Annotated in this window: 21 protein-coding genes; 11 read left to right on the top strand and 10 right to left on the bottom strand. The window is 63.5% G+C overall.

The genetic code is table 11. The annotated features are described in order from the left end of the window. The first annotated feature begins 172 nt into the window (after nucleotides 1–172). A complete protein-coding gene (locus FGD77_RS19710; RefSeq protein ID WP_369682742.1) occupies nucleotides 173–1,318 on the top strand; it encodes a TRAP transporter substrate-binding protein in 1,146 nt (381 codons plus the stop codon). A gap of 108 nt (nucleotides 1,319–1,426) precedes the next feature. Then, nucleotides 1,427–2,278, top strand: coding sequence for a TRAP transporter small permease subunit (locus FGD77_RS19705; RefSeq protein ID WP_255013021.1), 852 nt, complete (start codon nucleotides 1,427–1,429; stop codon nucleotides 2,276–2,278). A gap of 329 nt (nucleotides 2,279–2,607) precedes the next feature. On the opposite strand, the gene FGD77_RS19700 is transcribed toward FGD77_RS19705, so the two are convergent. From FGD77_RS19700 to FGD77_RS19685, 4 genes are all read right to left on the bottom strand, one after another. Then, on the bottom strand, nucleotides 2,608–3,177 hold the full coding sequence (locus FGD77_RS19700) for a sarcosine oxidase subunit gamma (RefSeq protein WP_255013017.1): 570 nt from the start codon (nucleotides 3,175–3,177) through the stop codon (nucleotides 2,608–2,610). Beyond that, nucleotides 3,170–6,118: a sarcosine oxidase subunit alpha family protein gene (locus tag FGD77_RS19695; RefSeq protein ID WP_255013015.1), complete on the bottom strand. Its 2,949-nt coding sequence runs from the start codon at nucleotides 6,116–6,118 to the stop codon at nucleotides 3,170–3,172. Before FGD77_RS19695 ends, FGD77_RS19700 begins: the two co-directional genes overlap by 8 nt. After that, entirely contained in the window at nucleotides 6,115–6,402 is a 288-nt protein-coding gene (locus FGD77_RS19690; protein ID WP_255013013.1) for a sarcosine oxidase subunit delta, read from the bottom strand. Before FGD77_RS19690 ends, FGD77_RS19695 begins: the two co-directional genes overlap by 4 nt. A 154-nt stretch (nucleotides 6,403–6,556) precedes the next feature. Beyond that, nucleotides 6,557–7,807: a sarcosine oxidase subunit beta family protein gene (locus FGD77_RS19685; RefSeq protein ID WP_255013010.1), complete on the bottom strand. Its 1,251-nt coding sequence runs from the start codon at nucleotides 7,805–7,807 to the stop codon at nucleotides 6,557–6,559. 81 nt (nucleotides 7,808–7,888) lie between these two features. On the opposite strand from FGD77_RS19685, the gene FGD77_RS19680 reads away from it, so the two are divergent. Further along, a complete protein-coding gene (locus tag FGD77_RS19680) occupies nucleotides 7,889–8,857 on the top strand; it encodes a GlxA family transcriptional regulator (RefSeq protein WP_255013008.1) in 969 nt (322 codons plus the stop codon). A 2-nt stretch (nucleotides 8,858–8,859) separates the two neighbouring features. Here the strand turns inward: FGD77_RS19680 and dapA are convergent, their stop codons facing one another. Then, the gene (dapA, locus tag FGD77_RS19675; protein ID WP_255013005.1) at nucleotides 8,860–9,735 is read right to left on the bottom strand and encodes a 4-hydroxy-tetrahydrodipicolinate synthase; all 876 of its coding nucleotides are present in this window, start codon (nucleotides 9,733–9,735) and stop codon (nucleotides 8,860–8,862) included. 162 nt (nucleotides 9,736–9,897) lie between these two features. Here dapA and FGD77_RS19670 point away from each other — a divergent pair, with 162 nt between their 5' ends. Beyond that, nucleotides 9,898–11,868, top strand: a complete 1,971-nt coding sequence (locus FGD77_RS19670) for a lytic transglycosylase domain-containing protein (RefSeq protein ID WP_255013002.1) — start codon at nucleotides 9,898–9,900, stop codon at nucleotides 11,866–11,868. Nucleotides 11,869–11,952: 84 nt separating this feature from the next. Here the strand turns inward: FGD77_RS19670 and FGD77_RS19665 are convergent, their stop codons facing one another. After that, the gene (locus FGD77_RS19665; RefSeq protein ID WP_255013000.1) at nucleotides 11,953–12,819 is read right to left on the bottom strand and encodes a DMT family transporter; all 867 of its coding nucleotides are present in this window, start codon (nucleotides 12,817–12,819) and stop codon (nucleotides 11,953–11,955) included. Continuing rightward, nucleotides 12,816–13,493, bottom strand: coding sequence for a tRNA (5-methylaminomethyl-2-thiouridine)(34)-methyltransferase MnmD (gene mnmD, locus FGD77_RS19660; protein WP_255012997.1), 678 nt, complete (start codon nucleotides 13,491–13,493; stop codon nucleotides 12,816–12,818). Before mnmD ends, FGD77_RS19665 begins: the two co-directional genes overlap by 4 nt. A 64-nt stretch (nucleotides 13,494–13,557) precedes the next feature. Here mnmD and FGD77_RS19655 point away from each other — a divergent pair, with 64 nt between their 5' ends. The 3 genes from FGD77_RS19655 to FGD77_RS19645 all read left to right on the top strand — a co-directional run bounded on the left by FGD77_RS19655 (nucleotide 13,558) and on the right by FGD77_RS19645 (nucleotide 15,706). After that, complete coding sequence (locus FGD77_RS19655) at nucleotides 13,558–14,583, top strand: FAD-binding oxidoreductase (RefSeq protein ID WP_255014350.1); 1,026 nt, start codon at nucleotides 13,558–13,560, stop codon at nucleotides 14,581–14,583. A gap of 26 nt (nucleotides 14,584–14,609) precedes the next feature. After that, nucleotides 14,610–15,092 carry a L,D-transpeptidase gene (locus FGD77_RS19650; RefSeq protein ID WP_255012995.1) on the top strand — a complete coding sequence of 161 codons (483 nt, stop codon included), beginning with the start codon at nucleotides 14,610–14,612 and terminating at the stop codon, nucleotides 15,090–15,092. Nucleotides 15,093–15,343: 251 nt separating this feature from the next. Beyond that, entirely contained in the window at nucleotides 15,344–15,706 is a 363-nt protein-coding gene (locus tag FGD77_RS19645; RefSeq protein WP_255012992.1) for an H-NS family nucleoid-associated regulatory protein, read from the top strand. A gap of 105 nt (nucleotides 15,707–15,811) precedes the next feature. On the opposite strand, the gene FGD77_RS19640 is transcribed toward FGD77_RS19645, so the two are convergent. After that, a complete protein-coding gene (locus tag FGD77_RS19640; protein ID WP_255012990.1) occupies nucleotides 15,812–16,465 on the bottom strand; it encodes a YggS family pyridoxal phosphate-dependent enzyme in 654 nt (217 codons plus the stop codon). 164 nt (nucleotides 16,466–16,629) lie between these two features. Here FGD77_RS19640 and FGD77_RS19635 point away from each other — a divergent pair, with 164 nt between their 5' ends. Continuing rightward, entirely contained in the window at nucleotides 16,630–17,130 is a 501-nt protein-coding gene (locus FGD77_RS19635; RefSeq protein WP_255012988.1) for a DUF3576 domain-containing protein, read from the top strand. Nucleotides 17,131–17,261: 131 nt separating this feature from the next. Here FGD77_RS19635 and FGD77_RS19630 read toward each other — a convergent pair whose 3' ends face one another. Beyond that, on the bottom strand, nucleotides 17,262–18,512 hold the full coding sequence (locus FGD77_RS19630) for a glycosyltransferase (protein ID WP_255012985.1): 1,251 nt from the start codon (nucleotides 18,510–18,512) through the stop codon (nucleotides 17,262–17,264). Between the two features lie 149 nt (nucleotides 18,513–18,661). On the opposite strand from FGD77_RS19630, the gene leuS reads away from it, so the two are divergent. The 3 genes from leuS to holA are packed head-to-tail and all read left to right on the top strand — an operon-like array spanning nucleotide 18,662 to nucleotide 22,708. Further along, a complete protein-coding gene (gene leuS / locus FGD77_RS19625; protein WP_255012983.1) occupies nucleotides 18,662–21,208 on the top strand; it encodes a leucine--tRNA ligase in 2,547 nt (848 codons plus the stop codon). After that, complete coding sequence (gene lptE / locus FGD77_RS19620) at nucleotides 21,195–21,686, top strand: LPS assembly lipoprotein LptE (RefSeq protein WP_255012981.1); 492 nt, start codon at nucleotides 21,195–21,197, stop codon at nucleotides 21,684–21,686. The genes leuS and lptE overlap by 14 nt, the downstream gene beginning before the upstream one ends. Then, nucleotides 21,683–22,708, top strand: coding sequence for a DNA polymerase III subunit delta (gene holA, locus FGD77_RS19615; protein ID WP_255012979.1), 1,026 nt, complete (start codon nucleotides 21,683–21,685; stop codon nucleotides 22,706–22,708). The genes lptE and holA overlap by 4 nt, the downstream gene beginning before the upstream one ends. Here the strand turns inward: holA and FGD77_RS19610 are convergent. Then, entirely contained in the window at nucleotides 22,705–23,148 is a 444-nt protein-coding gene (locus tag FGD77_RS19610) for a GFA family protein (RefSeq protein WP_255012977.1), read from the bottom strand. The two genes, holA and FGD77_RS19610, sit on opposite strands and share 4 nt — an antisense overlap. Between the last annotated feature and the right edge of the window lie 6 nt (nucleotides 23,149–23,154).

Here is a 23,154-nt window from a genome sequence, read left to right as displayed (position 1 = left end):
CTGCGCGGTAAACTTCAAGACCCGCAAGGCTTGGAATGGCGCGATGCTATTATAACGCATAATCAGTATTTTAAGAGTGATTTTGTAAATTTGGATAAAAGTAATCTTGACAAAAAACAGGTCCAGCTGATGCCTTTACGCGTCCAGTGGTAAAGAAATTTCTTGGCTGGAATTGAGCGGTAAAGATAATTTACCATCTCGGGTCGTGGATAGGAGGTACCGTGACCGGCCCGGGGAGAGGGTCGGAAAAACCTTGGAGGATAATATGAAAACGACCCTGACATCGCTTGCTGTGGCCGGCGCCATGCTGGTTGGCGGCCCCGCTGCGGCGCAAGACCGGCTGCTTTTGAAAACGCCGGTCGACTTTTCGACTGAACTGCCGAGCCTCGGCTCGCCCGTTCCGCGCAGCGCAGAACAGTTTGAGCAGTTGTCGGGCGGATCATCGCGCATGAAGATCTATGAACCCGGCAAGCTGGTGCCGCCGTTCGAGATCCTGGAGGCGGTATCATCCGGCAAGATCAACTCGAGGTATTTGCTGGCCGGGTACTGGGTAGGCCAGATTCCGGCGGCACCGCTGTTTTCGTCAGTACCGTTCGGACCTGAAGCGCCGGAATACATGACCTGGCTCTATTACGGCAACGGGCTGGCCCTTTATCAGGAGATGTATGACCAGGCCAGCTACGACGTTCATGTTTTGCCCTGCGGCGTGATCGCGCCCGAAACGTCGGGCTGGTTCGCCAATGAGATCAACAGCCCCGAAGATCTGAAGGGGCTGAAGATGCGCTTTTTCGGGCTTGGTGGGAAAGTGATGCAGAAGCTTGGCGTGGTCACCTCGCTGCTGCCCGGCGGCGAGATCTTCCCGGCCCTCGAAAAGGGTGCGCTCGACGCCACCGAATTTTCGATGCCCGCGATCGACGCCCGGCTCGGATTCCACAAGCTGGTCAAATACAACTATTTCCCCGGCTGGCACAAGCAGGCCACCGTGTCGGAACTGCTGATCAACAAGGATGTGTGGCGCGCGGCACCCGATCAGCACAAGGCGATGATCGAAACCGTTTGCAAGGTGTTAATGGCCGATAGCGTCGCCGAAGGTGAAGCCATTCAGTTCAAGGTCATGAAAGACAACGTCGAGAACAACGGCGTCATTATCAAGCAATGGTCGCCCGAGATGCTGGATCTGTTCCGCACCACTTGGGATGAGGTCGCGGCAGAAGTAGTTGCCAATGATGCATTCTTCGCCAAGGTTTGGGAAGATATGAGCACATTCCGCGACGGTAATGAGTTGTGGAAGACGAACGCCTTTTTGCCGCGCCAGTAGGCCCGCGTTGCTGATTTGGCCGGGACGCCTTGCTTGCATCCCGGCCTCACCCGAATTCATCCCGCCGCGCCGGATATTGAACATTCGGCCGTAAAGCGGAGACATCGCATGGCCGCCGAGTACTCGCCCGACAACGATCCAATCCAGACCTACCAACGCCTGCACGAACACGAGGATAATGATGGCCAGCCGATTGCGACAGCGATCGACCGCTCTGTAAAGGCGATCGGGCATGTCGTGATGTGGGCGAACATCCTGCTAGTGGCGGCCATCGTCAGCCAGATCTTGCTGCGCTATCTGCTGAATCAGCACTATCCGAAACTGGACGAAATCCAGTGGCATTTCTACGGCCTCGTGACGATGATCGGCATGTCATACGCGCTGGTGACTGACAGCCATGTCCGTGTCGATCTTTTCCACATGCAACTGTCCCGCCGCGCGCAACGCCTGATCGAGGTTGCTGGTATCCTGACGCTGCTTGCGCCGTTCATCTATTTGATGATCGACCAGGGATATGACTATTTCCACGAAAGCTGGCGGGTGGGCGAACGCTCCAGCAGCGCCATCGGCCTTCCGGCGCGATGGGCGTTGAAGGCCGTCATTCCGATCAGCTTCGTCTTGCTGGCGCTCGCCGCGCTTGCCCGTCTGATCCACGATGTACATGCCCTTCTGCGCGGACCCGCCTCGGAACGCGAGGGCGCGTCGCCGCGGCGGCTGATCCTGCTCCTGTTCGGATTTGCCGTCGTCTGCGTCGCGTTGACCTTCCTTGTCGAGACCACCGAGGAAAAGCTGGTCATCACGATGTTCCTGACGTTCATTGCCCTGCTTTTCACCGGCTATCCCGTGGCCTGGCCGCTAGCCGTCATCGGCGTCGCGTTTTGCGGCCTCGCCTATCTGTTCGACAACGGTTTCATGCTCTGGACGGGACTCGAAGACACCTTCACCGGGCTCGACTATTGACCCTAGGCGCCGAAGCTTCTTGTCCGCGCCGAGGGCTTGTATGCGCCTGGACCGTGCTTGCGACGATCTCCATCTGGTCCGGCGTGAAGTCTGGGCGCTTCTCTTCCCAGGTCTTCCTCCGTCCCCCCGCATCCGTGAGGGGCTGCCAGATGTGTGCGAGACTATTTTCTCGCACTTGTTTTTCTTGGCGCAACTCAGGCGGCGCTCAAATCCCAAATTAAATCAATAGCCTGCCGCTTTTCCGCGACAGGCTTGATGGTGGATATGTCCCACAGGGCGGAATGGGTCAGTATTATCCGGGCCCTCGCATGTCAAAACATCGAACAGTTTCAGCTGACGTTCTGCACCGATAGTTCGACCGCGTGCAGAAACGACTTGGCCGAGGAACTGGCCGAGAGCAGCAGATACGTGTCCGCGCCAGTGCGTGCGACGATGGCGCCCATATGTTCCATCACGGTCCGCGCGATTGCGTTTTGAACAAATGCGTCCGGGTGCAGATCCACCGGGCAGATCCGCTCCAGCGCGCGGCGCGCGCCGGGGCCAGAGATTTCCAGCGCACACCATGCGTCGGTCTGGTCGGTCGTGTAGGCCGCGCCGTTCAGCTTGGCCGCGATCTGCGGCTCGGCGTCGGGCGTTGGGCTGGGGAACAGCACAAAGGCCTGATCAACGGCAAGGCGCATGATCGCCGCTGACTGATCCTGGGTTGCGGCCGACATGCCGACCTCGGGCAGGGGAATGCCGAAGGCTGAGTTGATCGCTGCCTTGGCTGCCTCCTCGCCCCCCAGAGGCAGGGCGATGGACACGATGGCCAGATCTTTGGGCGCGCTCAGTTTGATGTCGCCAAAGCTGCGGTCGTAACCCGCCAGCGGCGGGGTGGCGGTGAGTGTAAAATCAGGCACGCAGACGCTCTCCTTCGGGGTCGATGAAGTGGGCCGAGACGATCTCGACCTCCATCTCGGTGTCGTGGACAGGGCTGACGGCGCGGACGATTTCGCCCATGCGGGTGTCACCCGATTTGATGAACCCCAGGCCGACGGAATGCTCCAGACTGGGCGAATACGCCACCGAGGTCATCCAGCCCTGATCGTTGGCCATGGTCGCCTCATCGCCCTTGTTGATGAAATGCGATCCGGCGATCAGTTTCTGGCTGCGATCCACCGGGCGGAAGCCAACCATTTTCACGGCATCCTCGCGGTTCATGTCGGGACGTTGGGACAGCGTGTTGCCGATGCAATCCTTCTTGGAACTGACCATGCGGCCCATGCCGAGGTTGTGCGCGGTGATGCGCCCGTCCAGTTCGTTGCCCGCCGCGTGGCCCTTTTCGATGCGCATGACGCCCAGTGCCTCCAGACCATAGGGGCTGGCGCCGAATTCCTCGCCTGCCTTGACCAGCGCCTCGATCATCGAGTTACCGTAGCGCGCGGGTACGGCGATCTCATAGGCCAGTTCGCCCGAGAACGAGATGCGGAACAGACGCGCAGGCGTGCCGCCGCAGACGGTGATTTCGCCGCAGGCCATGAAGGGGAACCCCTCGTTGGACATGTCCTGCGTATCGTCCACGATCTTGCTCAGCAGCTTGCGCGCGTTGGGACCGGCGACGGCGAACTGCGCCCAGGCATCGGTGGTGGAAATCAGATGCACATCCAGATCGGGCCACAGGCACTGACGCGCGAATTCCATCCGGCGGAATACCAGAACCGCGTTGGCAGTGGTGGTGGTCATCACGAAATGGTTCTCGGCCATCCGCGCGGTGGTGCCGTCTTCGTAGCAGATGCCATCCTCGCGCAGCATGATGCCATAGCGCACGCGGCCCACTGCCAGCTTGGCAAAGCCGTTGGCGTAGATCCTGTTCAGGAACTCGGCGGCGTCCTTGCCCTGAACGTCGATCTTGCCCAGCGTGGTCACGTCGCAGATGCCGACGGAATTACGGGTATTCAGAACCTCGCGGTCGACGCTGTCACGCCATCCTTTTTCGTTGCCCTTGACGAACCATTGCGCGCGCAACCAGTTACCGACCTCGATAAACGTCGCGCCGTTCTTGGTTGCCCATTCGTGGCTGGGCGTAAGACGATAGGGGCGGAAATCAGTGCCGCGCGCCCGGCCTGCCAATGCGCCGATCGGGATGGGCGTATAGGGCGGGCGGAAAATGGTAGTGCCGGTTTCCGGAATCGATTTCCCGGTGCACTCGGCCATGATCGCCAGCGCCGACATGTTCGATGTCTTGCCCTGATCGGTGGCCATGCCGGTGGTCGTGTAGCGTTTCAGATGCTCGACCGAACGGAATCCCTCGCGGTGGGACATCTTGATGTCCTTGACGGTGACGTCGTTCTGAAAATCGACCCAGGCGCGTTTCTTGCCCGAGGGAATATGCCATTTCGGCGCACATTCGAACGCTTCGTCCTCGGCCTTGGGGGCGGGGTCGCCCGTCGGAGTAAAGCCAAGATCCGCGATTTGCGCATTGGCGGCATTGCGGCCCCCATCGAGCGCGGCTGCCAGCGTCAGTGCGCCGTTGGCCGCGCCGGCGACGGTCATGCCGACAGGCAGATTGCTGCCCGGCACAAAGGCCGATATCCCATCATCCCAGACGGGGCGGCCCCGCTGGTGGCAGGTCAGATGCACTGCCGGGTTCCAACCGCCCGAAACGGCGAGGCAGTCGACGTCGATCATCTGCCCGTCGGTCAGCGTGATCCGCTTCAGCGCCTTGCGGCCCGCAGTATCGACCACGCCCGCACCGCGCACATGGCGCGCGCCGGGCACATCGCAGACGGCGGGGCGGTCGCGCGTGTCGATGACCGCTGCGATTTCAACGCCCTTGGCCGCCAGATCAGAGGCGGTGCGCCAGCCATCATCGTTGTTGGTCAGGACCGCGACCTTCTTGCCGGGGGTCACGCCGTAGCGGTTGACATAGGTGCGCACGGCGCTGGCCAGCATAATGCCGGGGCGGTCGTTATTGCCAAAGGCGATGGGCCGCTCGGTCGCGCCGGCGCTCAGCACGGCGCGTTTGGAATAGATCCGCCACAGCACTTGGCGGGGCTTGCCGCCCGATCCGGGCAGGTGGTCGGTGCACCGCTCCAGCGCGCCGTAGATGCCGTGATCGTAGGCGCCGTAGATCGTGGTGCGGGTCATCAGGCGGACATTGTCCATCGATGCCAGTTCAGCCACGGCCTGCGCGGCCCAATCGGCGCCGGCCATGCCGTCAACCTCAAGCGTTTCGGAATTCAGACGCCCGCCCGGCGCGAAATCCTCGTCCGCCAGAATCACCCGTGCGCCGCTGCGCGCGCCGGCCAGCGCCGCCGCCAGACCCGAGGGGCCGGCACCGATCACCAGAAGGTCGCAGTGCAGGAAACCTTTGTCATAGGTGTCGGGGTCTTCCTGCATCGACAGGCGGCCCAGGCCGGCCGAGGCGCGGATCACAGGCTCGTAGAATTTTTCCCAGAACGCGGCGGGCCACATGAACGTCTTGTAGTAAAAACCGGCAGCCAGGAAGGGCGAGACCATGTCGGTCATCGCCATCAGATCGAATTCAAGCGAGCCGCGGTGGTTCTGACTGGTGGCGGCAAGGCCGTCGAACAGCTCGGCCACGGTGGCGCGGGTGTTCGGCTCTTGTGCCGCGCCGTTGCGCAGCTGCACCAGTGCGTTCGGCTCTTCCGAGCCGGCCGTCAGGATGCCGCGCGGGCGGTGGTATTTGAACGAGCGCCCGACCAGCACCTGACCATTGGCCAGAAGGGCCGAGGCCAGCGTGTCACCTGCATAACCCGACATGGATTTGCCGTTGAAGGTGAAATTCAGCGCCTTGGAGCGATCGACGAGACCGCCGTTGATCCGGTTGATCTGGCTCATTTACTGCGCCCCCGTGCACGGGCCACGTCGCGGGCCATTTCGACTGTAGTGATTTCATGGGTGACAGTATCGCGCGTGACGACCAGCCAGCTGCGATCGCCCTGTTCGTGATACCAAAGCTCCTGCATCGGCCCGGCGACATTGTCGCGGATATAGCCGTATTCGTGGAACGCCTCTGCCGCGTCTTCGGCCTGCCAATCGGGGCGGTCGATAAGCATCGCGTCGCCGAGATAGATGAATTCGGCGACATCGCGCGGTCCGAGAAGGGGGTGGTTGATGATCATTTGCTCACCTCGAAGTTACTCGGAATTCGTGCGAACTCCGGGGACGTTTCTGCGCCGAAAACTGGGGGTTGCGAGGCTTGTGCCCCCAGCAACCGCAGCGCCTGCACGTAGGGCGGGACATGGGTATTTTTACCAAGAAAAAGCATGCTGTCCCTCAATGCAGGTTGGGCTGGTTGCCCTGACCCTTTTCGTCGATCATGTGACCGCGCTTGAACCGGTCCAGTCGCATTTCCGTGGCGACGGGGTGGGGCGTGTCCTTGGCGATGAGATGCGCGTAACACCATCCCGATCCCGGCGTCGCCTTGAAGCCGCCATAGCACCAGCCGCCGTTGAAATAGAGGCCCCCGATATGGGTCTTGTCGATATAGGGCGAGCCGTCCATCGACATGTCCATGATGCCGCCCCAACTGCGCAGCAGGCGTGCGCGCCCGATGATGGGCATGATCGCCATGCCGCCCTCGGCCACGTCCTCGACCACGGGCAGGTTGCCGCGCTGGGCGTAGGAATTGTAGCCGTCCAGATCGCCGCCGAAGACCAGACCGCCCTTGTCGGACTGGCTGACGTAGAAGTGACCTGCGCCAAAGGTGATGACGCCGGGGATGACGGGTTTCAGCCCTTCGGTGACGAAGGCTTGCAGGACGTGGGATTCAATGGGCAGACGCATGCCGGCCGTGGCGGCGACGCGGCTGGAAGAGCCGGCGACGCACATGGCGACCTTCTTGGCGCGGATCGGACCGCGCGATGTTTCCACCCCGCGGCAAACGCCGTTTTCGATGTCAAAGCCGGTGACTTCGCAATTCTGGATGATGTCGACGCCGCGGCTGTCGGCGCCGCGCGCATAGCCCCACGCGACCGCGTCGTGGCGCACCGTACCGCCGCGCCGCTGGTACAGCCCGCCCTTGATCGGGAAGCGCGCGTTGTCATAGTTGAGGAACGGCAATTCCGCGCGCAGCTGTTCGGCGCTGGCGTATTCGGCGTCGGCGCCCGCAAGGAACATCGCATTGCCGCGCCGGATGAACGCGTCGCGCTGCGCGTCCGAGTGCAGCAGGTTCAGGATCGACCGCTGCGAAATCATGGCGTTGTAGTTGAAATCCTGCTCCAGCCCTTCCCACAGCTTTAGCGACAACTCGTAGAACGGCTCGTTGCCGGGCAGGAGGTAATTGGAGCGGATGATCGTTGTGTTGCGCCCCACGTTGCCGCTGCCGATCCAGCCCTTTTCCAGCACGGCAACATTGGTGATGCCGTGCTCCTTGGCCAGATAATAGGCTGTGGCAAGGCCGTGACCGCCGCCGCCGATGATGATGACATCATATTCGGCTTTCGGCTCGGGCTCGCGCCAGACGGGTTTCCAGCCCTTGTTGCCGGTCAGGCCTTCTTTGAGGATGCGGAGGGCGGAATAGCGCATGATGATTTCATCCAACCTTTGGTGAGTTGCCATTACCTTATCGCGCCAGCGTATTTGCACTTTCCCGCAAAGGTCGCATATATGTCTGAAATGGACAGGCGCCCGGATCATCACCCCAAGCCTACGCGAATCGGTATCCTGCCGATCGCCGATTTCGCCGTCATGTCCTACGCCGCCACGGTGGAGCCGCTGCGCGCCGCCAATCTGCTGGCCGAGCGTGCGCTATATGAGGTGGTCCACCTTGCGACCGGGGCGGAGCCTGTGCCCAGTTCAGGCGCGCCAGTGGTGCCGCCGGATGCGCGGGTCGGAGATGCGCTGGCGCTGGACATGCTGTTCATCATCGCAGGCGGCGATATCAGCGGCTACCGTGATCCACCGCTATATCGCTGGCTGGCGCGGTTGGCGCGCGAGGGGGTGGCGCTGGGCGGGGTGTCGGGTGGTCCGGTCATTCTGGCGCGCGCCGGGCTGATGGCGGGGCGGCGCATGACGCTGCATTGGGAATACGCCGAAGCGCTGGCCGAATTGTCACCGGAACTGGCGATCGAGCGCACGCTGTATGTGATCGACCGCGACCGGATGACATGTGCAGGCGGCACCGCGCCGCTGGACATGATGCACGCGCTGATCGCCCGCCAGCATGGTGCGGGGTTCGCGCGGCAGGTCAGCGACTGGTTCATGCATACCGACATCCGCCCGCCGGTCGGTCCGCAGCGCGGCGGGCTGGCGCAGCGTGTCGGCACCCACACGCCCGCCATTCTGGACGCGGTCGAGGCGATGGAGAGCCATGTTGCCGATCCGCTGGATCTGGGCCAGCTGGCGGGTATCGCGGGGGTGTCGGCGCGCCAGCTGAACCGGCTGTTCACCGATCAGCTGGGACAGCCGACCATGCGATACTATCGCACGCTGCGGCTGGGCCGGGCGCAGAGCCTGTTGCGCAATAGCGCCCTGCCGCTGACGCAGATCGCGCTGGCGACAGGGTTTGCCAATTCATCGCATTTCTCGCGCGCCTATTCCGCCCAGTTCGGGCAGCCGCCGTCGCAGTACCGGTGATATCAGTTCAGCAGACCGGCATGGCGCATCGCGCTAGCAACCAGTGCCTTGGTCCCGTCCGTCAGCGGCACCAGCGGCGAGCGGACCTCTTCGCTGCATTTGCCCAGTAGGGACATGGCGTATTTGACGCCGACCAGCCCCGGCTCGGTAAAGATCGCTTGATGCAGCGGCATCAGCCGGTCCTGAATTTTCAGCGCCTCGGCATAATCCCCGGCGAGGCAGGCGGCCTGCAACTGGGCGCACAACTTCGGCGCGGCGTTGGCTGTGACCGAAATGCAGCCCACCCCGCCCTGGGCGTTGAAGCCGTGGGCCGTCGCATCCTCGCCCGAGACCTGGATGAAATCCGTGCCGCAAGTGATGCGCTGCGCGCAGACGCGGGCCAGATCGCCGGTCGCATCCTTGACGCCGACGATTCGCGGCAGTTTCGCCAACGCGCCCATCGTGGCGGGCGACATGTCGACGGCCGAGCGTCCGGGGATGTTGTAGATGATAATCGGCAGATCGCAGCTATCATGCGCGGCGGTGAAATGCGCGATCAGCCCGGCCTGTGTCGGCTTGTTATAATAGGGTGTGACGACCAGCGCGGCATCTGCGCCGACCTTGTGGGCGTGCTGCATGAAGGCCACGGTTTCAGCGGTATTGTTACTGCCCGCGCCCGCGACCACGGGGATGCGGCCTGCGGTGACGCGCACGACCTCTTCGACGACGGCCATATGTTCTGAGTGGCTCAGCGTCGGGGACTCGCCGGTGGTGCCGACGGGGACCAGGCCATTGCTGCCCTCATCAATATGCCATTCCACCAGTTTGCCCAGCGTGCCGAAATCCACCTCGCCGTTTTTCAAGGGCGTGACCAGGGCCGGAAGGGATCCTGTGATCATCGTGAACTCCTGTTCGTCGCGGGGCTGCTTGGCCCGGTGGGGTATGGCGCGCGCACCATGGTAGTGCACCATCCGGTGCCCTATATGGGGCGGGTGGACGGCGCATCGGCGCAAGCTTAGGCTGGGGCTGTCTATCCTTTGCAATGACAGGAAATGCAAGCCATGTTGCGTCCTCTTTTCGCGGCCCTTTTGCTGATACAGGGCGTCCTGCCTGCGTTTGCCGAGGCCCCGGCGCGCATTTTGCCGCCCCGCCCGCTGGCCTCGGCGCTGGATGCGGCGGGGGCCGGGCGGTGGGACCGCGCGGTGCAACTGGCCGAACGTGATGGGCCTGTGGCTGGCATGCTGATTGAATGGGCGCGCCTGCGTGCGGGGCGCGGCACGGTGCCCGAAGTGCTGGACTTTCTCGCGGCCCATCCGCGCTGGCCCGGGCTGGACAGGCTGCGCGAAAAATCGCTTGGGGCGTTCGCGGATGCCAGCGATGCCCAGATCCTCGCGTTTTACGACGGCGGCGCGCCCGAAACCGGCGCAGGGGTGCTGCGCCACGCCGAGGCGTTGAAAAACGCCAACCGTCTGGGCGATGCCGAGGCCAACGTGGTGCAGGCCTGGCTTACCTTCGATCTGAGCACCGAGGAACATACCGATTTCCTCAACGCGTGGGGGCGCCTGCTGGAGCCGCATCACGATGCACGCATGGACATGACGTTGTGGCGGGGCCTGCGCGATTCCGCATTGATGCTGCCGCTGGTCAGCAAGGACATGCGCGCTCGCGCCGATATCCGCCTGATGGAGCGCCGCGGTTTCGCGGTCAAGTTCGCGGCCCTGCCCAAGACGATGCAGCGCGATCCCGGCATCGCCCACATGCTGTTCGAGCAATACATCAAAAACAACAAGCCCCAGCAGGCGATGGATCTGATGCTGCGTCAAAGCCGGATCGCGGGCGGACTGGGCGAGGCATGGCGCTGGGCCGGATGGCGGCGCAGCTTTGCCCGCCGGATGATGCGTAGCGGCGACTATACCCGCGCCTACGATCTGGCGGCGCACCACCAGCTGGTCGATGGCGGCGCCTATGCGGATCTGGAGTGGCTGTCGGGCTATCTGGCGTTGCGCTTCATGGATGATCCGGCACTGGCGCTCGATCACTTTCAGCGCCTGCGTGCGGCGGTCCGCAGCCCCATTTCAATGGGGCGCGCCAATTACTGGATTGGCCGCGCTCAAGAGGCGCTGGGCGATCCCGAGGCTGCCCAGATCGCCTATGCCCTAGGCGCCGAGGAGCAGACCAGTTTCTATGGATTGCTCGCGGCCGAAAGGGCCGGGCTGCCCAGCGATCCGGCGCTGGCGGGGACCGAGGTGTTCGCGCCGTGGCAGGAGGCCGACTTCGCGCAGACCGATCTGTTCCGCGCGGTCGCGCTGCTGGCCGCGTCACGCCAGTTGACGCTGGCCGAATGGTTCATCACCGCGCTGGCCGATACGCTGGATCGCCCTGCACTGGGCAGCCTTGGTGCCGCGCTGGGCGACATGGGCCAGCCGCATTTGCAGGTGATGCTGGGCAAGGTGGCGGCGCAGCGCGGTATCGTGCTGCCGGCGGCGTATTACGCGCTGCATCCGATGACCGATCTGGACCTGCCCGTGCCGATGGAAATGGCTCTCGCCATCGCCCGCCGCGAAAGCGAATTTGACCACCTCGTCGCCAGCGGTGCGGGGGCCTTGGGCCTGATGCAGGTGATGCCGGGCACGGCGGGCGATGTGGCGCGCGATCTGAGGATCACCTATGACCGCGCCGCCGTCCTGAACGACTGGCAGTATAACGCGCGGCTTGGCTCCACCTATCTCGCGCAGATGTCGCGGCGCTTTGGCGGCAATGTGGTGATGATTGCAGCGGCCTATAACGCCGGCCCGGCGCGCCCGCCCCGGTGGATGTCCGAGCAGGGCGATCCGCGCAGCGGCAATGGAACGAACGGCCTGGACATCATCGACTGGATCGAGTTCATCCCGTTCGACGAGACGCGCAACTACGTCCAGCGCGTCGCTGAAAGCCTGCCGATCTATCGCGCGCGATTGGGCAAAGACCCGCACCCCGTGCCGTTCACTCAGGAACTGACCGGCGCAACCGTGCCATCAACGCTGAAGCGATGACACCACCGGACGCCCACAGACTGTTCCGGCCAACCCGGCCCGGCTTTCATCGTTCCTGAAATACTCGCGCCGCAGGCATCCGCCCTATCCCACCTTGCGCTGCCGCCAGAGCGTGAACAGCCCAGCCCCAACCACCACCGCCACGCCTATCGCCACATTCGTGCGGATCGTCTCGCCAAAGATCGTCACGCCGATAATCGAGATGAAAACCAGCTGCAGATAAGCAAAGGGCTGCACGGCGCTGGCCTCGGCGACCTCGTAGCATTTGATCAGCGTGAAATGCCCCAGCACGCCGGTCAGGCACAGCGCCGACATCCAGCCCCAGTCGGCCAGCGCCATGGGTTCCCAGAACCAGACGCCAACACAGGTCATGCCCAGTGATCCGACGATTCCTGTCCAGAAAAAACTGGTCGCTGCGGTGTCACGCCGCGCGGCATAGCGCGTCAACAGGCCGTAAAGCGCGAACATGAGCGCACCGATCAGCGGAATGATCGCCGTCGGTTCAATTACGGCAATGCCCGGCTGAAGGATGATCAGCACGCCAACAAACCCGATGCCGATGGCACTCCAGCGGCGCCAGCCCACATATTCCCCCAGGACGGGACCGGACAGGGCGGCAATCAGCAGCGGGTAGCAGGCGAAAACCGCATGCGTTTCGACCAGACCCAACTTGGTAAAGGCCACCACGAGAATGCAGATCTCCGTCACCAGCAGCAGCGCGCGAAAGGCTTGTAGCACCGGCTGGCTCGTCCGTGCGGCGGCGCGCAGCCCGCCGGCCTTGCGCGACGATACGGTCAGCACGAACGCCGCAAAGAACCAATAGCGGATCATGATGACCATATAGACGTTGTATTCGCCCGCCAGATGGCGCGACAGCCCGTCCTGAATGGCAAAGACCAGCGTCGTCGCCAGCATCAAAAGAATGCCCAGCCGTGCGTTCTGTTCCGTCATCGTGGCATCCTCGCCTTGGTCATGTGCCTTTTGCGGCCATAGCCGGGCACGCGGGCAACGTCCATGCCCGCCGCCGCCAGCGCCCGGCGCACATGTCCGGCGGCGGTATAGGTCGCCGCCGTCCCGCCGGGGACGGTATGGGCGGCAACGGCGGCCATCAGATCGGGTTGCCACAGTTCGGGATTGCGGGCCGGGGCGAACCCGTCAAGGAACCACGCATCGGCGCGGCCTGTCCATGCGGGCAGGGCGGTGCGTGCGTCGCCGATGATGACTTCCAGCCGCGTGCCATCCCCCAGATCGATCCGGGGCGCGCCGCTGCGCCAGCCCGCCACCAGCCGCGCCGCGCGCTGCGCCAGCGCCGGAAAGGCGGCCAGCGCGCGCGCCATATCCGCAGGCTCCATCGGGTGCGCCTCGAACGAGGTTAGGTGCAGCGCGCCCGGCGCGCCATGCGCCGCCCATCCCTCGGCCGCCATCAGCATGTTCAGCCCGGTGCCAAATCCCAGTTCGGCCACATGAAAGCCATCGCGAAACCGTCCGGGCAGGTCATTGCCGTCCAGGAACACATGCCGCGTCTCGGCCAGCCCGTCATCAAGGCTGAAATACGGATCGTCATACCGGCGCGAGACCGGGACATCGCCCGCTCGCCAGTCCAGCCCGGGGCGCTGGTCCTGCATGGCGCTGTCCTTTATGCAATAAATTGAGACAGGCAGATCATGCAGAGGGGCAGGGCGAATGGCAATGGCCGATGTGACGGTGCGCGGCGCAGGCATCTTCGGACTTTCGGTGGCGTGGGCCTGCGCCCGGCGCGGCGCGCGCGTTCAGGTTATCGACCCCTGCGGGCCGGGCACTGGCGCGTCGGGCGGCATCGTCGGTGCGCTAGCGCCGCATGTGCCGGAGAATTGGAATGACAAAAAGGCGTTCCAACTGGACAGCCTGCTGATGGCCGAAGGGTTCTGGGCCGAGGTGGCCGAGGCGTCCGGTCTGTCGCCGGGCTACGCGCGCACCGGGCGGCTGCAACCGTTGGAGGCAGGCGGCGCCGCGCTGGCAAACGCGCGTGGGATTCAGGCGCAGACGCTCTGGCAGGGGCGCGCGCTGTGGCGCGTGGCGGGCGCGGCAGAGTTCGCGCATCCGCCGCACAGCGCAGATGGCCGGATCATCCACGACACTCTGACCGCGCGCCTGCATCCGGCGCGCGCCTGCGCCGCGCTGGCCGCTGCGCTGACGGCCAAGGGGGCTGTGATCCGCACCGAGGCCGCGGATGAAGGCCGCGTGATCTGGGCGACCGGGGCGGCGGATCTCGGGGCGCTGAATGCTGCCCATCCCCGGCAGGTGGGTGCGCCGATCAAGGGGCAGGCGGCGCTGATGGATTTGGCCCTGCCGGATCATCCGCAGATCTTCGCTTGCGGCGTGCATATCATCCCGCATGAAGACGGCACAACCGCCATCGGATCGACCACCGAGCGCGAGTTTGACGGCCTCGGCACCGATGTACTGCTCGACGATGTCATCGCCGCCGCGCGCGCCGCCTATCCGCCACTTGAAAATGCCCGCGTGATCCGCCGCTGGGCCGGGCTGCGCCCGCGCACGCGCAGCCGCGCGCCGATGCTGGGCGCGCATCCGCTGCATCCGGGCCAGTTCATCGCCAATGGCGGGTTCAAGATCGGCTTTGGCATGGCGCCCAAGGTGGGCGAGGTCATGGCGGATTTGCTGCTGGAGGGCCATGATACCATCCCCACTGGATTTCGCCCCGAGGCATCGCTGTGACGGGGGCAGGGGCGCGCCCGCAAGACATGGTCCTGACGCCAACGGGACTGCGCTATCGCGGACACCTCTACCCGTGCAGTATCGGCAAGGGGGGCATTTCGGCGGCGAAGCGCGAGGGGGACGGCGCCACGCCGACTGGCGTCCACCGCATCGCCATGACGCTTTATCGGCCGGACCGCATGGCGCCCCCCGCCCCATGGGCGCGGCCCATCGTCACTGGTGACCTGTGGAGCGACGACGTCACCGATTCGGCCTACAATAACTGGGTGCGCGCGCCCTATGCCCCCAGTCACGAGGCATTGCGACGGGCGGATCCGCTCTATGATCTGGTGCTGGTGACGGATTGGAACTGGCCGGATGCGGCGCCGGGGCGGGGCAGTTGCATTTTCATCCATCAATGGCGCAGGCCCGGCTATCCGACCGAAGGCTGCATCGCGCTACGCCGCGATCACCTGCGGATGATTGCCACCACGGTCATGCCCGGAACGCGCGTGATTGTGCGGCAATAATGGGCGCTGGAAGGAATGGATATTATATTGGTAGCGGTAACGGGAATTAATTTGATAGCGATAATGCACGCGATAACCCGCCTATACGCGGGGTGGGCGCAATGCCCCGCTTACAACCACAAAGATACAATCTATATTGAATATACACGTAACAACATAATAGTGCACATGTTTACGCGCGGGCTAAAGTTTCTTTTGCACCTTTTTTCAAAATCATATAAAGCAAAAGGAAAACACACCGTGGGAAAAAAATGGCAAAATTCGATCTGAAGTCTTTGAGCGTGCAGGAATTGAAATCCCTGCAAAAGAAAGTCGACCGCGAATTGGCGGGCCGCGACAAGCGGCAGCGCAAGGAAGCGCTGAACGCGGTCAAGGAGAAGGCCAAGCAGTTGGGGTTCTCCTTGGGTGACTTGATTGGTGACGGCGCCGGCCCCAATGCTGACGGTACCAGCGGTAGCCCAAAGGCGGTGCGCGCGCCTGCCCCTGTGAAATATCGCAGCCTATACGATCCTCAACTGACATGGAGCGGCCGTGGCCGCCCGCCGCGCTGGATCAAGGAAGCGCAGGAAAACGGCGTCGATCTGGAAACACTGCGCGTCGATCCCGAGGCCTGATTGGAAATTGAGGTCGGCCCGAAACAGGCAATATACTGTAATATACTGTAGGGTCGATCTTGGGTCTTTCACGGCTGTATTTTACAAATCGGCCTGAGGTTGGACTCAGCTGTAATCGCGATCTCCGAAAATGGCGCTGCCCACGCGAATGTGGGTGGCGCCCTGTGCTATCGCGCTTTCGAAATCGCTGCTCATTCCCATCGACAGCCCTGCCAGATCGTTGCGCGCCGCGATTTTGGCCAACAGCGCGAAATGCAGGCTTGGTTCCTCATCTACGGGGGGGATGCACATGAGGCCCTTGACCGGAAGGTTCAGCGCGCGGCACTCGGCGATGAAATTGTCGGCACCCGCGGGGGGGATTCCGGCCTTCTGATCCTCTTCGCCGGTATTCACCTGAAGGAATAGATCGGGGCAATGTCCCACTTCATCGGCAATGCGCGCGATGGCATTTGCCAGTTTTGGCCGGTCCACAGAATGGATCGTCTGAAACAGATCGAATGCCTGGCGCACCTTGTTGGATTGCAACGGCCCGATCAGGTGCAGGTCGACGCCTTGAAATGTTTCGCGGAAGGCCGGCCATTTGCCGGCGGCCTCCTGCACGCGGTTTTCGCCAAAGACGCGGTGCCCCTCGTGCAGCACCTCCTGGACGCGCGCATCCGGCTGCACCTTGGACACGGCGATCAGCGTGACGCAGCCGGGGCTGCGTCCGGCTGCGGAAACGGCGGCCTCCACGCGGGCGGTGATATCGGCAAGGCTCATGGGCGAACTCGTTGATTGGTGGCGAAATAACGCCCCTATCTAACCACCCCCGCCGACGGGATGCAAAGCGTCATATCCGCCGCCGTCGTCCATGCCGTCTGCAAACAGCTTGCCCCATGGGCGCGCGTTGGTTACTAGGAGAAAAGGCAACGTCGGACGGTATTATGATGCTTCTTTCGCTAAATCGCGCGGTGATCGCAATTGCGGCCCTCGGCATGCTCGCGGCCTGCGGTGACGAGCCGCCGAGATTCGACCCCAACGCGGTCGTGGTCGAAAGCGGCAAGGAGGCCAAAGGCCCCGCGCGTGTGGATGCCAAACCGGGTGAATCCGGTGGTAGTATTTTCGAGATCTTCCAAGGCAAGGAAGCAGGCATCAAGGTGAACCGCTTCCTTTGGACGGCATCGCTTCAGGTGCTGGATTTCCTGCCGGTCCAGACGGCAGATCCCTTTACCGGTGTGATTTCCACCGGCTACGGCACCCCGCCGGGCGGCGGGCGCGCCTATCGCGCGACGATCCTGATCAGCGATCCGGCGCTGGATGCGCGATCGCTCAACCTTTCGCTGTCCACGCAGTCAGGGACGGTCGCCGCAGGCACGCAGCGCGCGGTCGAGGATGCGATCCTGTCGCGCGCGCGGCAGCTGCGTATTCAGGCCGGTAAATACTGAGGGTAAGGCCGGGCAACCGGCCGGCAATGCTGCTACATATTCGACAAGGGGGCGCGGTGTCGCCCCTTTTTCATGCGCGGACCGGCGCGATATGTCGTCGCAGCGGCGCAGCTTTTCGCGAAACGCTTTGGTTAGATGACAAGCGGCATCCGCATGACATCATCCACCCACGCGATCTGCCGGGGGAGGCAGACCTTCTCCAGATCGTAATTCTCGACCATCAACTGCCGTGCCGCCGTGCTCAGCCGGTCGCGCAGGGCGCTGTTCTCCAGAAGGTCGCAGACCTCGCGCACCAGTCCCGCGCGGTCAAAGAAATCGACCAGCCGCCCGGTCTGATCATGCGCGATGACCTCGCGCACAGGGGCGGTATCGCTGGCGACGATCGCGGCGCCGCAGGACATTGTCTTCAGCAGGGACCAGCTGAGGACGAAAGGATAGGTCAGGTAGACATGCACGCGGCTGATTTGCAGCACGCGGGTGAACTGGTCATGCGGGATACGGCCCAGAAAATGCACACGGTGCCAATCGTTTGGCGTGATCTGGCCTTGCACCTCGTCGCGGAATATCTGCTTCCATGTGCGGCCCTTGGGCGGCGGGCTGCCATAGCTGACCTCGTCGCCGCCGATGATTATGATGCGCGCGTTCGGGCGGTTGCGCAGCAGGTCCGGAAGGGCGCGCATGAAGATGTGATAGCCGCGATACGGCTCTAGGTTGCGGTTGATGAAGGTGATGATTTCCGTCTCGCGTGTGTATTCTTCGCAGCCCTTCATCTGGAGCGTGACGCCCGGATCGGGCGCTGAGAATGCCGTGTCTATGCCATCATGCGCCACGGTGATGCGGCGGCGAAATTCGGCGGGAAACGTGTCTGCCTGAAACGCGGTGGGGCTGATCCCGGCCTCGGCGCGTGGGAAATGCAGATGGTTGTTGAGGTTCTTCAGCCGGATGCGCAGTGGCTGCACCTCGGGCTCGCGCGCGCGAAATTCTGGGTCGAAATCGAGGTGGGGATACCCGGCCTCGTGGTACAGCTCGCAATAAAGACCGATGCGCGCCTGCGGCCACAGATCGCGCAGGAACATCGATTCGCCCCAGCCGGGATGCGCCAGAATCAGATCGGGCGCATAGCCCTGATCGGCCAGCGCGCGCGCGGCGCGCCAACATGCCTCGCCGCGCGTGACCTTGCTATCCAGATCGACCAGCCAGGGGTGTACGCTTTGGCCGGGGCGCTGGGGCAGCGTATAGGGCAGAACGCGCACGCCCTTCCAGGTGACAGGCTCTTTCACCTTCAGCGTCAGGGCGGTGCAGTCATCCCCGCGTGCGGCCAGGGCAGGGGCCAGATGCTTGAACTGGCCGGGAAAATTCTGGTGGATAAAGAGGATTTTCATGGGCCTTGCCTGCGCTGCATCGTCCGCATCGCTTATAGGCGTGGCCCGCGCGCCCGCAAGCCTTGCAAATTTGCGGCGCCCACTGGACGATGCGCGCCTCTGCGCCTATCACCGGACCTGACGTATTTGCCCCAGTGAAAGCCGCCGCCATGTCCCGCTATTCCGCTACCGAGATCGAAGCCAACTGGCGCAAGGCCTGGGACGAGGCCGGGATTTTCCGCGCGGGCCATGATCCGTCCAAGCCGAAATATTACGTGCTGGAAATGTTTCCCTACCCATCGGGGCGCATCCACATGGGCCATGTGCGTAACTACACGATGGGGGACGTTATCGCGCGGCACAAGCTGGCGACGGGCCATAACGTGCTGCACCCGATGGGCTGGGACGCGTTCGGCATGCCCGCCGAGAATGCGGCGATGGCCTCGGGCGGCCACCCCAAGGACTGGACTTATCAGAACATCGCCGACATGCGCGCCCAGATGAAGCCGCTGGGCCTGAGCATCGACTGGAGCCGCGAATTCGCCACCTGCGATCCGGAATATTACGGCCAGCAGCAGGCGCTGTTCCTGGACATGCTGGAGGCCGGGCTGGTCTATCGCAAGAACGCGGTCGTGAACTGGGATCCTGTCGACATGACCGTTCTGGCCAATGAGCAGGTCGAAAACGGCCGCGGCTGGCGCAGCGGCGCCGAGGTCGAGCGCCGCGAGCTGACACAGTGGTTCTTTGCGATCTCGGACATGGCCGAGGAACTGCTGGAGGCGCTGGATACGCTGGATAACTGGCCCGCCAAGGTGCGCCTGATGCAGGAGAACTGGATCGGCAAATCACGCGGGCTGCAATTCGCGTTTGGTCTCAATGACGGCCCCGAAGGGTTTGACCGGGTCGAAGTCTACACGACCCGCCCCGATACCCTGATGGGCGCCAGTTTTGTCGGCATTTCGCCCGATCACCCGCTGGCGAAACATCTGGAGAAGGACGATGCCGACCTGGCCCGGTTCAACGCCGAGTGCCGCAGGGGTGGCACCACCGAGGAGGCGCTGGAAAAGGCGGAAAAGCGCGGCTATGACACCGGTCTGACCGTGCGTCACCCCTTTGATACGGCATGGAAATTGCCGGTTTACGTCGCCAACTTCATCCTGATGGATTACGGCACCGGCGCGGTTTTCGGCTGCCCGGCCCATGACCAGCGCGATTTCGAGTTTGCCACCAAATACAGCCTGCCGATCATCCCGGCCTTTTTGCCGTCCGAGGACGCGGATACGCACCTGAGCGAGGCGTATGTCCCGGCCAAGACCGAAAAGGTTCATTACGTCAGCGACTTTGCGGGCGCGTCCTGGCGCACCGGCGCCGAGGCCATCGATGCGACCATCGATTTCTGCGAAGCCAATGGCGTGGGGCAGGGCGTGACGAAATACCGCCTGCGCGATTGGGGCCTGTCGCGCCAGCGCTATTGGGGTTGCCCGATTCCCGTCGTGCATTGCGATGCCTGCGGCGTGGTGCCGGAGAAAAAGGAAAACCTGCCGATCCGCCTGCCCGACGATGTCACTTTCGACGTGCCGGGCAACCCGCTGGACCGCCACCCGACTTGGCGGCAAGCGCCGTGCCCGAAATGCGGCGCCGCCGCGCGGCGCGAGACGGACACGATGGACACATTTGTCGACAGTTCGTGGTATTTCATCCGCTTCACCGCGCCCCATGCCGATACGCCGACCGATGTCGCGGCGGCGGAATACTGGATGAATGTCGATCAGTATATCGGCGGTGTCGAGCATGCGATTCTTCACCTGCTTTATAGCCGCTTCTTTGCCCGCGCGATGCATGTCACCGGGCATCTGCCGAAAAGCGCGTCCGAGCCGTTCAACGCGCTCTTTACCCAAGGGATGGTGACGCACGAGATATACCAGACGGCGGGCGACAATGGCCGCCCTGTCTATCACCTGCCGGAGGATGTGCAGGACGGCAAACTGGCTGATGGCACGCCCGTGCAGATCATCCCCTCGGCCAAGATGTCGAAATCCAAAAAGAACGTCGTCGACCCTGCGCAGATCATCGACGCCTACGGTGCCGACACGGCCCGCTGGTTCGTGCTGTCCGACAGCCCGCCCGAACGGGACGTGGAATGGACCGCCTCGGGCGCCGAGGCCGCACACAAGCATTTGTCGCGCGTCTGGCGCATTGCCACCCAGATCGCATGCGCCGCCGAGGAGGGCGCGCCAGACGAGGACGAGGCGCTGCTGCGCGAGATGCACAAAACGATCCATGATGTCACCGGCGGGGTCGAATCGTTTGGCTTCAACGCGGCAATTGCACGGCTTTATGCCTTTACCGGCAGCCTGAGCAAAAGCGATGCAGGCACAGAGGCCAAGCGGCAGGCGGCCCGCACGCTGGCGCAGCTGATGTCGCCGATGACGCCCCACCTGGCCGAAGAGATGTGGCAGATGCTGGGCGGCGAGGGGCTGATCGCCGTTGCGCCATGGCCGGTGGCGGACCCGGCGATGATGCAGGACGATTCGGTCACCCTGCCGGTCCAGATCAACGGCAAGCGGCGTGCCGAAATTCAGGTGCCGCAGGACATGCCGAAGGACGAGGTTGAAAAAATTGCGCTGGCGACCGATGCTGTGCAGCGTGCGCTGGAAGGGGCCCAGCCCAGGAAAATCATCGTCGTCCCCGGCAGGATCGTCAATGTCGTCATTTAACAGGCGCAGCTTTTGCCTTGCGGCGCTCGCCGCGCTTGCGGCCTGCGGATTTACGCCGGTCTACGGCCCGGATGGCGCAGGCACCGCGCTGCAGGGGCAGGTGCTGGTTGATGAACCGATCACGCGCGATGCCTATCTGCTGACGCGCGAGCTGGAAACGCGGTTGGGGCGGGCCAATCCGGGGCGATACGGGCTGAGCTATGCCATCACGATGTTCGTCGAATCCATTGCCATTTCACAGGACAACGTGACGACCCGCTACAACCTTTTGGGCGGCGTCACCTATGCGCTGCGCGATCTGGATACGCAGGCTGTCGTTGCTTCGGGCAAGGTCGATAATTTCACCGGCTACTCCGCCTCTGGCACGACCGTGGCGACACAGGCGGCCGAGAAGGATGCCCGCGAGCGGTTGATGAATATAATGGCCGAGCAGATCGTCACGCGGTTGATTGTTGCCGCGCCCAGCTTCGGCCCATGAAACTATCGGCTCGCGATGCGCCCGGCTATTTCGCGCGCCCTGATCCGGCGCGTGCTGGCCTGCTGATTTATGGCGCCGACGCGATGCGCATCGCCCTGCGCCGGGCCGAAGTGATCGCGGCCCTCGTCGGCCCCACCGGCGAAGAGGAAATGCGCGTCGCCCGCATGCTCGCCGGCGATCTGCGCAAGGATCCCGCGCGCCTGAATGATGCGGTGAAGGCGGCCAGTTTTTTCCCCGGCCCACGCGTCGCGTTTGTCGAGGACGCGACCGAGGCGCTGGCGGCCCCCATCCTCGCCGCGCTGGAGGATTGGCGCGACGGGGATGCGCAGATCATCGTGACGGGTGGGCAACTGAAACCCACATCCAAGCTGCGCAAGGCGTTCGAGACACACAAGAACGCCTATGCCGCCGCCATCTATGACGAACCGCCCAGCCGCGCCGAAATCGAGGAAACACTGGCGAAATCGGGGTTGAAGAATATCGGGCAGGACGCGCTGCGCGACCTGCACGATCTGGCGCGTGCGCTGGACCCGGGCGATTTTCGCCAGACCATGGACAAGCTGTCGCTGTATAAACTCGATGACGACACGCCGCTCAGCCCCGAGGATATCGCCGCCTGCGCGCCTGCCTCGGTCGAGGCAGATCTGGATGATATCCTGCATATCGTGGCCGAGGCCCGGTCGGGCGAGATCGGCCCGATGATGAAGCGCCTGCGCGCCCAAGGGGTGCAGCCCGTCGGCCTGTGCATTGCGGGGACGCGGCATTTTCGCACGCTCTATACGGCGGCGTCCGATCCCGGCGGCGTGAGCCAAGGCATCGCGCGGATGCGCCCGCCGGTGTTCGGGCCGCGTCGCGACCGGATGCAGCGGCAGGCGCAGGCATGGGGCGCCGCCCGGCTGGAAGATGCGCTGAGTCTGCTGACGGAAACGGATCTTGCCCTGCGCTCGGCCAATCAGACCGCGCCGCAGATGGCCCTGGTCGAACGGGCGCTGATCCGCCTTGCGATGATGGGGGGGCGTTAGGCCGGCGCGCTGCCGGTCGCCTCTTCGATCATTGCGAAGAACTCGGTACTGGTAATGCGCTTGTGGTTCCCCTCCAGCGCGTAGCCGTCCGGCTTGGCGTCGATGAACAGCTCTCCGGTCAGCGGGATGCCGTCGGGATCGTCCAGCGCGCCCAGATTGACATAGTATGTGCCGTTCTGCGGCCCCGGCGCGATGAATCGATAATAAAGCCCGCTGCCACATGCCGTGCAAAACGCCCGCTCACCCCACTCGGACGAGGCATAGGTCTGGATGGTGTCGCCCGCGTCTACAGTCAGGCCGTCTGGCGGGGTTTCAATGGCCAGCGCAATGCCGCCCGTCCATTTGCGGCACATAGCGCAGTGGCAGGCGTAGGTTTCCGCGATGGGCGTGGTGATGGTGAACTTGGCCGCGCCGCACAGGCATGATCCGGTATGGGGCATTGGAAT

Source organism: Roseovarius sp. M141 (assembly GCF_024355225.1).
In the GTDB taxonomy this organism is placed as follows: domain Bacteria; phylum Pseudomonadota; class Alphaproteobacteria; order Rhodobacterales; family Rhodobacteraceae; genus Roseovarius.
This window is presented reverse-complemented; position numbering and strand designations above follow the sequence as displayed.